Source organism: Sporosarcina sp. Y1011, from assembly GCF_057669885.1.
In genome coordinates this window covers 1-13,177 of sequence record NZ_JBYHFP010000008.1, presented here as the reverse complement: position 1 = coordinate 13,177, position 13,177 = coordinate 1, and the positions used below count along the sequence as shown (strand labels likewise).

General features: G+C 43.2%; 15 protein-coding genes. All 15 read left to right on the top strand.

Annotated features, from left to right (window positions below; genetic code table 11):
- Positions 1-2: 2 nt before the first annotated feature.
- Complete coding sequence (locus AC25Y5_RS11150; protein WP_482100848.1) at positions 3-332, top strand: ribosomal-processing cysteine protease Prp; 330 nt, start codon at positions 3-5, stop codon at positions 330-332.
- Positions 333-347: 15 nt separating this feature from the next.
- Complete coding sequence (gene rpmA, locus AC25Y5_RS11145) at positions 348-638, top strand: 50S ribosomal protein L27 (RefSeq protein ID WP_482100847.1); 291 nt, start codon at positions 348-350, stop codon at positions 636-638.
- Positions 639-807: 169 nt separating this feature from the next.
- Positions 808-1,326: a Spo0B domain-containing protein gene (locus AC25Y5_RS11140; protein ID WP_488140353.1), complete on the top strand. Its 519-nt coding sequence runs from the start codon at positions 808-810 to the stop codon at positions 1,324-1,326.
- A gap of 11 nt (positions 1,327-1,337) precedes the next feature.
- On the top strand, positions 1,338-2,630 hold the full coding sequence (gene obgE, locus AC25Y5_RS11135) for a GTPase ObgE (protein ID WP_488140352.1): 1,293 nt from the start codon (positions 1,338-1,340) through the stop codon (positions 2,628-2,630).
- 62 nt (positions 2,631-2,692) lie between these two features.
- Entirely contained in the window at positions 2,693-3,148 is a 456-nt protein-coding gene (locus tag AC25Y5_RS11130; RefSeq protein WP_488140351.1) for an ACT domain-containing protein, read from the top strand.
- Between the two features lie 15 nt (positions 3,149-3,163).
- Positions 3,164-4,054 carry a prephenate dehydratase gene (pheA, locus tag AC25Y5_RS11125; RefSeq protein ID WP_488140350.1) on the top strand — a complete coding sequence of 297 codons (891 nt, stop codon included), beginning with the start codon at positions 3,164-3,166 and terminating at the stop codon, positions 4,052-4,054.
- Positions 4,055-4,484: 430 nt separating this feature from the next.
- The gene (locus tag AC25Y5_RS11120) at positions 4,485-5,690 is read left to right on the top strand and encodes a LysM peptidoglycan-binding domain-containing protein (protein ID WP_488140349.1); all 1,206 of its coding nucleotides are present in this window, start codon (positions 4,485-4,487) and stop codon (positions 5,688-5,690) included.
- Entirely contained in the window at positions 5,677-6,567 is an 891-nt protein-coding gene (locus AC25Y5_RS11115; protein ID WP_488140348.1) for a phosphotransferase, read from the top strand. The genes AC25Y5_RS11120 and AC25Y5_RS11115 overlap by 14 nt, the downstream gene beginning before the upstream one ends.
- A gap of 13 nt (positions 6,568-6,580) precedes the next feature.
- Positions 6,581-7,309 carry a YebC/PmpR family DNA-binding transcriptional regulator gene (locus AC25Y5_RS11110; protein WP_488140347.1) on the top strand — a complete coding sequence of 243 codons (729 nt, stop codon included), beginning with the start codon at positions 6,581-6,583 and terminating at the stop codon, positions 7,307-7,309.
- Between the two features lie 149 nt (positions 7,310-7,458).
- A complete protein-coding gene (locus tag AC25Y5_RS11105; RefSeq protein ID WP_488140346.1) occupies positions 7,459-8,694 on the top strand; it encodes an ATP-binding protein in 1,236 nt (411 codons plus the stop codon).
- Positions 8,695-8,870: 176 nt separating this feature from the next.
- On the top strand, positions 8,871-9,476 hold the full coding sequence (gene ruvA, locus AC25Y5_RS11100) for a Holliday junction branch migration protein RuvA (protein WP_482105322.1): 606 nt from the start codon (positions 8,871-8,873) through the stop codon (positions 9,474-9,476).
- 32 nt (positions 9,477-9,508) lie between these two features.
- Positions 9,509-10,519: a Holliday junction branch migration DNA helicase RuvB gene (gene ruvB, locus AC25Y5_RS11095; RefSeq protein ID WP_488140345.1), complete on the top strand. Its 1,011-nt coding sequence runs from the start codon at positions 9,509-9,511 to the stop codon at positions 10,517-10,519.
- A 28-nt stretch (positions 10,520-10,547) separates the two neighbouring features.
- Entirely contained in the window at positions 10,548-11,597 is a 1,050-nt protein-coding gene (gene queA / locus AC25Y5_RS11090) for a tRNA preQ1(34) S-adenosylmethionine ribosyltransferase-isomerase QueA (protein ID WP_488140344.1), read from the top strand.
- Between the two features lies 1 nt (position 11,598).
- A complete protein-coding gene (gene tgt, locus AC25Y5_RS11085; protein ID WP_488140343.1) occupies positions 11,599-12,738 on the top strand; it encodes a tRNA guanosine(34) transglycosylase Tgt in 1,140 nt (379 codons plus the stop codon).
- 40 nt (positions 12,739-12,778) lie between these two features.
- Positions 12,779-13,045 carry a preprotein translocase subunit YajC gene (gene yajC / locus AC25Y5_RS11080; protein WP_482100834.1) on the top strand — a complete coding sequence of 89 codons (267 nt, stop codon included), beginning with the start codon at positions 12,779-12,781 and terminating at the stop codon, positions 13,043-13,045.
- The last annotated feature ends 132 nt before the right edge of the window (positions 13,046-13,177 follow it).

Here is a 13,177-nt window from a genome sequence, read left to right as displayed (position 1 = left end):
GCATGATCAAAATCATCATAAACAAGAACCAATCTACTGGTCGTATAAACTCTTTTGAGATGACGGGCCACGCTGATTTCGCGGAACATGGAAAAGACCTTGTCTGTGCGGGAGCATCTGCAGTATCGTTTGGTGCTGTTAATGCCATCATTGCACTAACAGGCAATACCCCTGAGATTCTACAAGGATCGGACGGCGGTTATTTGAAAGTCATTTTTCCGGAAAGTGAAAAAAACGATCACGATACACAGTTGATTGTAAAGGCGATGATTGTTTCATTGCAGACGATTGAGAATGACTATGGGCAACATATAAAAATTATCCTTAAATAGTAGGAGGTGGCATACATGCTACGTTTAGATCTCCAGTTTTTCGCATCGAAAAAAGGGGTAGGTTCTACACGGAACGGTCGTGACTCTCACTCGAAACGTCTTGGCGCAAAACGCGCGGACGGACAGTTTGTTTCTGGCGGCTCAATCCTTTATCGTCAGCGCGGAACGAAAATTCATCCAGGTGAAAACGTCGGTCGCGGTGGTGACGATACTCTTTTCGCAAAAGTTGACGGCGTCGTTCGTTTCGAACGTTATGGTCGTGACAAAAAGAAAGTTAGCGTATACCCTGAAGTTCAGGAAGCATAATATACGTACGACAGAAAGGACTGCATACAAATGTGCAGTCCTTTTTCTCTTTTCAAACGCTAAAAAAGTGTTCATCTCTAATGCCTGTTGCGTATAAGCGAACGCCTAGCGCATTTCTAGGTAACAGATGCTATACTATATACATGAAAATTGTTGGCGGTGAATGAAAATGGGGAACAAAGAGCTAACCACGGCGCAAGCGCTAAAATTTGCAAGACATGATTTTTTAAATGAACTCCAATTAATCTTGCTCTATATCGACCTCGATAAACTACCCGAAGCAAGACAAAAAATTATGGATACAACAGAACAGATGCGTCAGATAGCGATGTTGGAAAGGCTTGGAATGCCTGCTGTTGAAACGTGGCTAGCTGAATTCAATTGGCTCTACGTTTCCTATTCCACTACACTGACGTCCACCATTATTTCTGGCAAACGTGAAGCAGAGGATGAATCAGTTGTAGCCTATTTGGAAAACGTATTCAGTGTAGGAGAGAAAACACTGGACCCGACCTCCGAGTATAAGACGGAAATCCATGTCCAAGCCAATTTAACGGGCTGGTCAATTACAATCAATGTCCAGGGGAATATGGAACACAAAGTTCCAGCACCAAAAGCGACTGGAAACTTTACTGTTCACGAAACAATTTTACACAATCAATGGACGTTCACAATCAGTGGACAATAGGAGGAAAATACATGTTTGTCGATCACGTTAAGATTTATGTTAAAGGCGGTGACGGTGGTGATGGAATGGTTGCCTTTCGTCGCGAGAAATACATCGCCTATGGTGGACCCGCAGGTGGTGATGGAGGAAAAGGTGCTAACGTCGTTTTCATCGTAGATGAAGGATTGCGTACACTGATGGATTTCCGTTACCAACGTCATTTCAAGGCGCCACGCGGTGAGCATGGTGGTAGTAAAAACATGCATGGCAAAAATGCAGAAGACATAGTTGTCAAAGTTCCGCCTGGCACGATTGTGACGGATGCTGAAGACGGTACAATTATTGCTGACCTTGTTGAACATGGCCAGACAGCAGTCATTGCTAAAGGTGGTCGTGGAGGACGCGGTAACAGCCGATTTGCTACATCTTCAAATCCTGCACCAGAACTGTCTGAAAAAGGAGAACCTGGTGTCAATCGCGAAATTAATCTAGAGCTGAAAGTTCTTGCGGACGCGGGTCTTGTTGGATTCCCGAGTGTAGGGAAATCGACGTTATTGTCTGTCGTTTCAGCAGCGAAACCTAAAATTGCGGATTATCATTTTACTACACTTGTTCCGAATTTAGGAATGGTTGAAACAGATGATCACCGTGGATTCGTATTGGCTGATCTTCCGGGCTTAATAGAGGGAGCACACCAAGGTGTTGGTCTAGGTCATCAGTTCCTTCGTCATATTGAACGGACACGAGTTATTATCCATGTTATTGATATGTCCGGGCTTGAAGGACGCGACCCATATGAGGACTTCTTAACAATCAATGAAGAACTAGAGCAGTATAACTTGCGATTAACAGAACGCCCACAAATTATTGTTGCAAATAAAATGGACATGCCTGAATCGGAAGATAATCTCAAAGCATTCAAGCAAAAATTGAACGATGAAGATGCAATGGTTTTCCCGATTTCTGCACTCACTCGAAGCGGTCTTGACGAACTTCTTCATGCTGTTGTCGATTTACTTGAAGTTACTTCAGAATTCCCGATGCATGAAATTGAAGATGAAGATAAAGAAACTTCTGTTCTTTATAAACATGAAGCGGAAGCACCTGAGTTTGAAATTTCACGTGATGACGATGGAGCATTCATCTTGTCTGGTTATACAATTGAACGTCTGTTTGTAATGACGGACTTTAACTTTGACCAATCGGTCCGTAAATTCTCAAGACAATTGCGTGGAATGGGTGTAGATGATGCACTTCGTGAACGCGGTGCGAAAGACGGAGATACCGTACGACTTCTTGATTTTGAATTTGAATTCATGGATTAACTACTTGGTTTATGATTCGATGCAATTACAAAATGTGTGGTGCACACGGAGGGGGACATCCTATGAAGCGGTTGGGGGAAGGTCAGTTTTACCTTGTAAGGGAAGACGTACTGACAGAATCGATGCTGAAAATGCTTGAAGCGAAAAGGCTTTTGGCAAGCGGAGAGGAATCAACGATACAAGATGCAACAAAAAAGGTAGGCCTGTCCCGCAGTGCATTTTACAAATACCGTGATACTGTGTACCCGTTTGAATCAATTGCACGCGAGCGTATCCTGACGATTTTCATTCAACTCGAAGATCGGAAGGGGTCGCTTTCGACATTATTGCAAATTGTCTCGGAGTCGAAATGCAACGTCTTGACAATTCACCAGACAATACCGGTCCAGGCTCGGGCTAATATTACCTTGTCGCTGGACGTGACAGAAATGACTATAAAAATGGAAGAGTTCCTGCAACGGTTGAAATCACCTGACTTTGTAGATTCAGTAATTTTAATCAGTTCAGGTGCACTCTGATGGGGGAATCATAGGATGGAAAATGGAAAATATACACCAAGTGTTGCCTATTTAGGACCAGAAGCATCATTCACACATGTTGCAGCAAACAATCTATTTGGATCGTCGGGACTGATTCCGTTTCCGACGATACCGGATTGCATTGAAGCAGTGGTGGAAGGGCGTGTTGCCTATGCGCTTGTCCCGCTTGAAAACGCATTGGAAGGGTCCGTACCGATGACGATTGACTATTTGTTTCATGGCAAAGATCTATTCATCAATGCTGAAACATCAATTCCAGTTAAACAGCATCTCATGGTCAATAAAGCTCAAGTTCCCTTTATTAATGAACTAGAATCCATTAATTCCCACCCTCATGCTCTTGCTCAATGTCATAAGTACTTACAATATCATTACCGCCGTGTCCCGTTGATTCAGACAACGTCAACAGCAGCTGCCGCCAAATATATTTCCGAGAATCCGGGAGAAAAGATTGCTGCAATCGGAAACGAGTTATCAGCCGAAAAATACGGTCTACATATCGCAGAAGAAAATATACATGATTTTCATTTTAATCATACACGGTTTGTCATAGTGTCATTGCGAAAAGGTTTATTGGAAATGGAAGGCCATTCCGAAAAAATTAAAACAACATTAATGGTGAAACTGCCTGAAGATGATCGTTCAGGGGTACTACATCAGGTACTATCCGTTTTTGCATGGCGCAGGCTCAATTTGAGTAAAATTGAATCAAGGCCGATGAAGACAGGGCTTGGAAACTATTTCTTTATCATTGATGTAATGGAATCTGATGAACATCCAATGATGAAGGGCGCATTGGAAGAACTTGCTGCACTAAACTGTTCTGTCAATTCGTTCGGATCTTATTATACATACGACCAACTGCCGACACGTCATTTAAAATGACAGTGCCGGTTTTTTTGTTTTCGAGTCTTATGCCTGTCGCATCTACCGGGACGTTTCCGCTTTTCTTGATGTCTAGCTTCAACGTCCAGGTGCTCGGGTCGTAAGTCGGTCTGGCTTTGCGGATAAAACACCGCTCCGCCATTCCACCTTATGCCTGTCGCATCTGCCCAGGACGTTTCCGCTTTTCTTGATGTCTAGCTTCAACGTCCAGATGCTCGGGTCATAAGTCGGTCTGGCTTTGCGGAGAAAACACCGCTCCGCCATTCCGCCTTATGCCTGTCGCATCTACCCAGGACGTTTCCGCTTTTCGTTTGAATAAACAACCCATTCCAGCATATACATGGTTAGAGAGGACATCTCGTCTAAAATGAGCGTCACACAGACGGGCGTCCGTTCATACGATGAGTTGATGGAAGGGGGAATTTTTTAAGTGGAAGTCCATATTGTGGTAAAAGGAGATACGTTGTGGAAGATTGCGCGTCAATACGGTATCCCATTCGAAGATTTAAAGCGGGTGAATGCGCATCTTGCCAATCCGGATTATATTGTACCTGGAATGAAAATATTCCTACCCAAAAAACACCATAATGTAGGACAGCAAGGAACGAAAGGTGATAAAAAAGAACAAGTTAAGCAACCTGAAAAAGGGAAGGGGCAAGTGCCTCCGCAACAAAAAACGGAAGTAAAGCCGACGCCGGCAGCACCCATACCGTTGCCGAAAGCTCCGACTCCAGTATCCATGCCGAAACCACCGGCTCCAGTACCGTTGCCGAAAGCTCCGACGCCAGTACCTATACCGATAACATTGCCTCCAACGGAAATGGAGCCGCCGATACCAGCACCTCCAGCTCAAATGCCAGTTCAAATGCCAGCACCAATGCCAGCACCAATGCCAATGCCAATGCCAATGCCTGTACAGCCGTGTCAGATGCCTACATTCGTACAGCCAATTATAGGGATTCCATGTGGCTGGATGCCAATCTATGATGCGGATTGTTATCCTTTCATGCATTCGGGTCAAATTCAAGCAATGCAAAGTCCGGAGGTACCCATGCACCACGCTACTCCGCCAATGCAAATGCCACTACAATCCACACAGTTTCCGATGCCTGAACTGGAATCGCCAATACTCCCTGTTCAGCAGCCTATAATGGACTTAGAAGAAAGTCCTCTTATTGAGGGATGGAAATTAATTGAATCGCCAGAGTTTATGACCACAGAATCACCCGGTTTTGTCATGCCACACACTGCTATGTACCCAGATGAGCAGCCAGTTGCACCCGCATTAATGTTTGACGAATCACCAGACTTTGACCTACAGCCATCTGTTCCGTGTCCTCCTGAACAAAGCTATATACCGCAGTTAATTTCACCAGCGGCTGAAACACAATGGAATCCTGCACAATTCGGTTATCCCATGCAACAGCCGAGTCCGCCGCCTGGATGCGGATGTGGGTGTCCTGGATGTGATGACCAGCAAGCTCAACACCAACAATACCAACAACCGTTTCATCAGCCAATGATGGTTCCGCTATATTACGGGCAGCCATGTGGATGTCCTACATGCATGCAACAATCACCGCATAGCGGAATGGCTCAGCCTTATAACGGACCGAACTGGTATGGAGCGTATTGAAAGGCCTGTGGGGCCGGACGGGAAATTAGAAAAAATAAAAGATAATGTGTGGAAGTTGGAAAAAGACGGTAATCGATTTTCGGTGAAACGTTACCATTCCAGCTCCACTGCCATGAAAGTACATCGTATACATCAGGCACTCCGATCTGTATCGTTTCCACATGTTGTAGATGTTATTAAGCAAGAAAATCAGCTGACGTTTGTCCAACCTTGGCTAGATGGAGCTAAAGCAGTTAATTTTAAGAAAAGAGCAGATCGTACAGATTCGCTTGCTGCTCTTCATGCTCTTCATGAAACGAATGCACAACTCGACTGGCACGCTTCACCTTATTTACATCCGTACCCCCTCATCGCGAAGTGGGAAGATCGGATAAGTCGATTCCGCGAAATTGGTGGAGCATGTGAGGCGTATATTGGAAAAGGCTTTGTCGATGAAATCTTGTTTTATGCTTTAAACGCGATTAGCGCTGTAAAGAAAACCTATAAAGACAACTTGGATGGAACGTTGCTTCATGGGGATGTCGTCCATCATAATATTCTTCGTGATAGAAAAGGGAGTATTCGTTTTATCGATTTCGATTTGGCAAGCACTGGTCCAGCGGGTACTGAAATTGCCCTTTGGATACATCGTGTGCTTCCCCAAATCGGATATGATATTGATTTTTTATTTGATGAACAACCTTCACTGCAAAAGCTCGATCATGCATCAAAGACGTTGCTTCTTTTTCCAAATGAACTGCTCCGTGAATGGCTACACCTCTTTTCCCTGACACCGTCAGCTAGGGAGAGGCAAGCGAAACAGCTAATCCCTTTTACAAAATCCGCACTCTCTCATTGGCCGAAATTATGGTATGATATAGAGCGGATAAACATATAGGGGGTAATGTCAGGTGGCAGGGCATTCGAAGTGGAAAAACATACAAAATCGTAAAGGTGCACAAGATGCAAAACGCGGTAAGGTGTTTCAAAAGATGTCGAAAGAGATTTTTGTGGCGGCAAAAACAGGTGGTCCGGATGTGGATTCGAACGCAGCTCTTCGCCTGGCTATTGAAAAAGCAAAAAGCGTCAATGTTCCGAATGATGTCATTAAACGTGCGGTCGATAAAGCAAGTGGGTCGGGTGCAGACGAAAACTATGAAGAAGTCATCTATGAGGGATACGGCCCCGGTGGAGTGGCTGTTCTCGTTTACTGTTTAACAGAAAATCGTAATCGGACTGCTCCGAATGTTCGGGTAGGATTCAGTAAAAATGGCGGTAATCTTGGTGAAGCGGGTTCAGTAGGTTACCTGTTTGTTCGCAAGGGACGTCTTTTCATTGAACGGACGAACAACACTGATGAAGATGCCGTCATGATGGCTGCGCTCGAAGCTGGGGCTGATGATATCGATTCAACGGAAGATGGCTTTGAGATCATCACACAACCATCAGATTTTTTAACAGTAAAAGAAACACTTGAATCGGAAGGAATCAATTTTATTTCTGCAGAAATTGAGATGATCCCTTCTATGTATACCGCTTTAAGCGGAGAAGATGAAGAGCAGTTTGAAAAAATGCTAGAAGTCCTTGAAGATAACGACGACGTTCAAGACGTTTACCATAATGCAGAATTGAAAGATTAAATCTGGCTCATAGTAATATCCATCCACTAGGCAGAAATGGTGGATGGATATTTTTTTAGAGTGATTAAATTATGTACACTAGCGTCGTTCCATAGTGTACAATTTCAATGAAGAATGTAAATTGATGAAAGTCAGGGAGGAAGTTTGGCTTGATAGAAACAATATTGTTGAATTTCTTGTTTTTACTATTTCCGGTTTTAACGGCCTTAATTTTCTTTGAAGATAAGTTAACGAATTCCAATAAATACATACTCGTTTCGCTATCGGCAGTTTCCCTCATATTATGCATGGCATTCCCTATTAAATTAGATCAAGGATACATCATAGATTTGAGATATATTCCGTTTATAATTGTAGCTCTTTACGGTGGGTATAAGATGGTTTTTCCACTATACCTCGTTTTAAATGCTTACCGGTTTATCATCGGCGGAGAGGGGATTTATCAATCCCTCATTTTCTCCACTCTCATTTTTCTAGTAATTCCTTTATTGCATAGTTATTTCATACGTCAGTCCTCGCATAAAAGAGTTTTTTGTGCAACAGTTACCGGTGTATCAGTATTTTCTTTTTATTTTTTTACATTAAGTTTTGTTTTCCCAAAGCTAACCATTGAGTATTGGACATTAGTGCTCTTTTATATAACCACTCACCTCGTTGTGGTATTCATTATCGTGTCTATCGTCGAAAAAATTATTACTAATATTAAAAAGCGGGAATTGTATTTGCGTTCGGAAAGACTGAATGACATAAGTGATTTATCGGCTAGCATAGCCCACGAAATTAGAAATCCTTTAACTGTTACGAATGGCTTCCTGCAGCTGTTAAACGAATCGAAAACAATTACATCCAATGAAAGAGCATATATAGATTTTTCTATAAAAGAATTGAATCGGGCAGAACAGATAGTTAGTGATTTTCTAATGTTTTCGAAACCCCAAGGAGAAAGTATGGTTTTATCTGATTTTAGAAAAGAAGTTGAATACGTGGAAAACATTATGCATCCTTACGCCAAGATGAACCAAGTAGATATCCAAGTACATTTTACCAATACATTAAAAAGGAATTATGATGCGAATCAAATTCAACAATGCCTCATTAATTTATTCAAAAATGGGATTGAGTCGATGCAACAAAATGGGGGAACGCTTCAAGTAGATATATCGGAATACAAAAAGAATATACTGATCACTGTTAAAGACAGCGGAATTGGTATGTCGAAACAAGGAATTTCTCAATTGGGAATACCCTATTATTCTACAAAAGAAAAGGGGACAGGCCTAGGAATGCTAATGGTTTATAGTACAATTAGGCATTTGAATGGGGAAATCAAGGTGGAAAGCAGTGTCGGAAAAGGTACCACTTTTCTGATTTCCATACCCGTATAACTTCATTGATTAAAAACGAGGTACTTGCTATGATATATGTAATCTGCTAAAAACGACTGTACGACCGGTGGCCGCCGACAAAGCGGCCATCTTTTCTTTTGCAAAACGACTCCTGTTAAAGGTAGAAGGTGCGTTCGTATGGTATAATTGGTTAATATATATAGGGGGAGAGAAGTTTGTACGACTACATAAAAGGGCAGGTCACACGTGTGACTCCTGAACATATCACACTTGAACAAGGTGGAATTGGTTGGCTTATTGCAACGCCGAATCCATACGCTTTTCATAAAACTGAAGATATTCAGCAAGTGTTCACTTATTTGCATGTTCGTGAAGACATCCAGCTGCTTCTTGGCTTCAAAACACTTGAACAGCGGGAGTTATTTAAAAAGCTAATTACCGTTTCGGGCATCGGACCTAAAGGGGCGCTTGCGATACTCGCAAGCGGCATTCCATCACAAGTTATTGGTGCCATCGAACGTGAAGACGAGACTTTCCTAATTCAATTTCCCGGAGTGGGGAAAAAGACTGCTCGACAGATGATACTTGATCTGAAAGGTAAATTGTATGATTTATTTAATGCAATGGACATGCCAGAGGATGATGTCACACTACTGACGATGGCGGAGAATGGAGCACTTGATGAAGCGTTACTCGCATTGGAAGCACTCGGATATTCACAGCGCGAACTGACAAAAATAAAGTCAAAATTAGAACAAGAAGAGCATGATACTGAAGGTTATATGAAGTTGGCACTTCGGTTACTTCTGAAACAGACTTAAATTTTTATCAATGAGAGAAAGGAGGGTGGACAATGGAGGAACGTGTTATTTCGGGAGAAGTATCGGATTTCGATGAGCGCTTTGAACAATCGCTTAGACCACAATTTCTAAGTCAGTATATCGGACAGGAAAAAGTGAAGGAAAATCTCAGTATTTTCATTGAAGCGGCAAGAGGCCGAAGCGAAAGTTTAGACCATGTCTTATTATATGGACCGCCTGGTTTAGGGAAAACGACGCTCGCAACCGTCATTGCCAATGAAATGGGCGTCAATATTCGAATGACTAGCGGACCTGCTATTGAACGCCCTGGTGATCTAGCGGCAGTCGTTTCATCCCTTGAGCCAGGGGATGTACTATTCATCGATGAAATACATAGGCTGAATCGCGCGATTGAAGAGGTGCTATATCCCGCAATGGAAGACTTTTGTCTTGATATCGTTGTCGGGAAAGGGCCATCTGCACGGTCAATTAGGCTTGATTTGCCGCCATTCACTCTGATTGGTGCAACAACGCGTGCCGGAGCATTGTCTGCGCCTTTGCGCGACAGATTTGGTGTTCCGCTCCGACTTGAGTATTATGATGTTGAACCACTTAAAGAAATCGTCATTCGTAGTGCAGGTCTATTTGAAGTTTCAATAGACGGTCTGGCAGCTGTTGAAATCGCCCGCAGGTCTCGCGGTACTCCGAGAATTGCGAACCGACTGTTGCGTCGTGTACGCGATTACGCACAAGTCAGGGGTAACGGTAGCATTACTTTAGATATGGCGAATGAAGCACTCGAAATGCTTCAGGTCGATTCCAGGGGGCTTGACCACATCGATCATAAGTTACTGGCAGGAATGATTGAGCGCTTCAGAGGGGGACCCGTAGGCATCGACACGATATCAGCAAGTATTGGTGAAGAATCCGTGACGATAGAGGATGTCTATGAACCGTATCTGCTGCAAATAGGTTTTATTCAGCGTACATCACGCGGACGTGTTGCAACTCGTCTTGCTTATGAACATTTCGGATATTCGATTCCGGAGCATCATGAATTTTAACTTACTTATAAAGGGAGAATATATGTAGATGGATGTAAATGAATTCGATTTCGAACTACCAGATAACTTGATAGCGCAAACACCGCTACTAGACCGTACAGCAAGCCGCCTGATGGTTCTCGACAGTGAAACTGGGGAAGTGGAGCATCGTCATTTCCGGGACCTTCTTTATGAACTCGAAGCTGGAGACATGCTCGTTCTGAATGACACGCGCGTACTGCCTGCAAGGTTAATGGGTGTTAAAGAAGAAACTGGAGCCATGATTGAAGTTTTACTCCTGAAACAAACAGGAGATGATGAGTGGGAAACACTTGTAAAACCCGCGAAACGTGTGAAGCTTGGAACAATTGTCACATTTGGTGACGGACGTTTAACTGCAACATGCACCGGCGTTATGGAAACGGGCGGACGGGCATTTAAATTCCGTTACGAAGGGATTTTTTATGAAATTCTAGATGCCCTTGGCGAAATGCCTTTACCACCTTATATTACTGAAAAGCTTGATGATCAGGCACGCTATCAAACGGTGTTTGCGAAAGAACGGGGATCCGCCGCGGCACCGACGGCAGGACTTCATTTCACGGATGAAATTCTGGATAGCATTAGGAATAAAGGAGTGAACATTGCATTCATCACACTGCATGTTGGTTTAGGCACATTCCGTCCTGTCAGTGCAGATACGATTGAGGAACATACAATGCATTCCGAATATTATCATGTGACCGAACAAGCAGCGGATGCCATTAACCAGGTAAAAGAGTCTGGAGGACGTGTCATAGCGGTCGGTACGACATCTGCTAGAACTTTGGAGACCATTGCATCAGCTAATCATGGTAAAATCGTATCTTCAAGTGGATGGACATCCATTTTTATTTTCCCGGGTTATCAATTCAGTATTCTAGATGGACTTGTAACTAATTTCCATTTACCTAAGTCTACATTAATCATGCTAATTTCAGCTTTATCAACGAAGGACCATATACTTGCAGCATACAAACGAGCGGTTGCGGAGAAATATCGCTTCTTTAGCTTTGGAGATGCAATGTTCATCAAACCGTCACAAAGGAAGGAACTATAAAATGCCAGCAGTCACATATGAACATATAAAAACATGTAAACAGACCGGGGCTCGTCTTGGAATCGTCCATACACCGCACGGATCATTTGAAACACCAGCATTCATGCCCGTTGGTACGCAGGCAACCGTTAAGACCATGTCTCCTGAAGAACTGAAGGAAGTCGGAGCGGGTATTATTTTGAGTAACACATACCATCTATGGTTGCGTCCAGGGCAGGATATCGTGGAAGAAGCAGGGGGTCTACATAAGTTCATGAATTGGGATAGACCGATTCTAACTGATTCAGGCGGCTACCAAGTGTTTTCATTGAGCGAATTCCGCAAGATTAAGGAAGAAGGCGTCCATTTTAGACACCATTTAAATGGCAGTAAACTCTTTCTAAGTCCCGAAAAAGCAATGGAAATCCAAAATTCACTAGGTGCAGATATCATGATGGCATTCGATGAATGTCCACCATTCCCGGCTACACGTGAGTATATGAAAGCAAGCGTTGAACGGACGTCTAGATGGGCTGAAAGATGTCTGGGGGCACATGCACGTCCGAATGACCAGGCGCTGTTCGGAATTGTGCAAGGGGGCGAATTTGAGGATCTGCGCGCGCAAAGTGCAAAGGACATTGTGTCACTTGATTTCCCAGGTTATGCGATCGGCGGACTTTCCGTTGGCGAGCCGAAGGATATCATGAACCGTATTCTGGAACACACGACACCTCTTCTGCCATCGGACAAGCCACGTTACCTGATGGGTGTAGGTTCTCCTGATTCACTCATTGACGGCGCAATCCGCGGTATTGATATGTTCGACTGTGTCCTACCAACACGCATAGCGAGAAACGGTACGCTCATGACGAGTGAAGGGCGTTTGAACATCCGTAATGCGAAATTTGAAAGGGATTTCCGTCCACTTGATGAAAATTGCAGCTGTCATGTATGTAAAACCTACAGTCGGGCTTATATTAGGCATCTGATCAGAGCAGATGAAACATTCGGTATCAGGCTGACTTCTTATCATAACCTTCATTTTCTTCTTAATTTAATGGAGCAAGTAAGGGAAGCAATTCGCCAAGATCGTCTCGGAGATTTCCGTGAAGAGTTTTTTGAAAGCTACGGATTTAATAAACCGAATGCAAAAAACTTTTAAATCTTGTATAATTAATCTTGATTGAAAGGGGGCTATTTATATGAGTGGAGGATTAGTACAATTATTACCATTCGTTGCGATGTTCGCAGTGATGTGGTTTTTGTTAATCAGACCAGCACAGAAGAAACAAAAAGCGACGAAACAAATGCAATCAGATTTGAAACGTGGAGATAAGGTCATCACAATCGGTGGAATTCACGGTACAATTGACGCTGTAGATGATTCATCGGTTTTCCTAAAAGTATCTGAAGGCACTACGTTGCAGTTCGACAGACAAGCAGTAGGTCGAGTAACGACTTCAATTTAATCACACCGAAGTTTAAGTGGTTTTTTAAAAAAACAAAGAAGCGATTATTTGACGGGCATTTTCCCGTTCAGATAATCGCTTCTTTTTACGGTTCTATAATATTTGTTGGGGTATCCATACAATTTAATCGAA

Coding starts and splice junctions, on each gene's coding strand:
- AC25Y5_RS11150 (WP_482100848.1), top strand. CDS start 3: ATGATCAAAATCATCATAAACAAGAACCAATCTACTGGTCGTATAAAC.
- rpmA (WP_482100847.1), top strand. CDS start 348: ATGCTACGTTTAGATCTCCAGTTTTTCGCATCGAAAAAAGGGGTAGGT.
- AC25Y5_RS11140 (WP_488140353.1), top strand. CDS start 808: ATGGGGAACAAAGAGCTAACCACGGCGCAAGCGCTAAAATTTGCAAGA.
- obgE (WP_488140352.1), top strand. CDS start 1,338: ATGTTTGTCGATCACGTTAAGATTTATGTTAAAGGCGGTGACGGTGGT.
- AC25Y5_RS11130 (WP_488140351.1), top strand. CDS start 2,693: ATGAAGCGGTTGGGGGAAGGTCAGTTTTACCTTGTAAGGGAAGACGTA.
- pheA (WP_488140350.1), top strand. CDS start 3,164: ATGGAAAATGGAAAATATACACCAAGTGTTGCCTATTTAGGACCAGAA.
- AC25Y5_RS11115 (WP_488140348.1), top strand. CDS start 5,677: ATGGAGCGTATTGAAAGGCCTGTGGGGCCGGACGGGAAATTAGAAAAA.
- ruvB (WP_488140345.1), top strand. CDS start 9,509: ATGGAGGAACGTGTTATTTCGGGAGAAGTATCGGATTTCGATGAGCGC.
- queA (WP_488140344.1), top strand. CDS start 10,548: ATGGATGTAAATGAATTCGATTTCGAACTACCAGATAACTTGATAGCG.
- tgt (WP_488140343.1), top strand. CDS start 11,599: ATGCCAGCAGTCACATATGAACATATAAAAACATGTAAACAGACCGGG.
- yajC (WP_482100834.1), top strand. CDS start 12,779: ATGAGTGGAGGATTAGTACAATTATTACCATTCGTTGCGATGTTCGCA.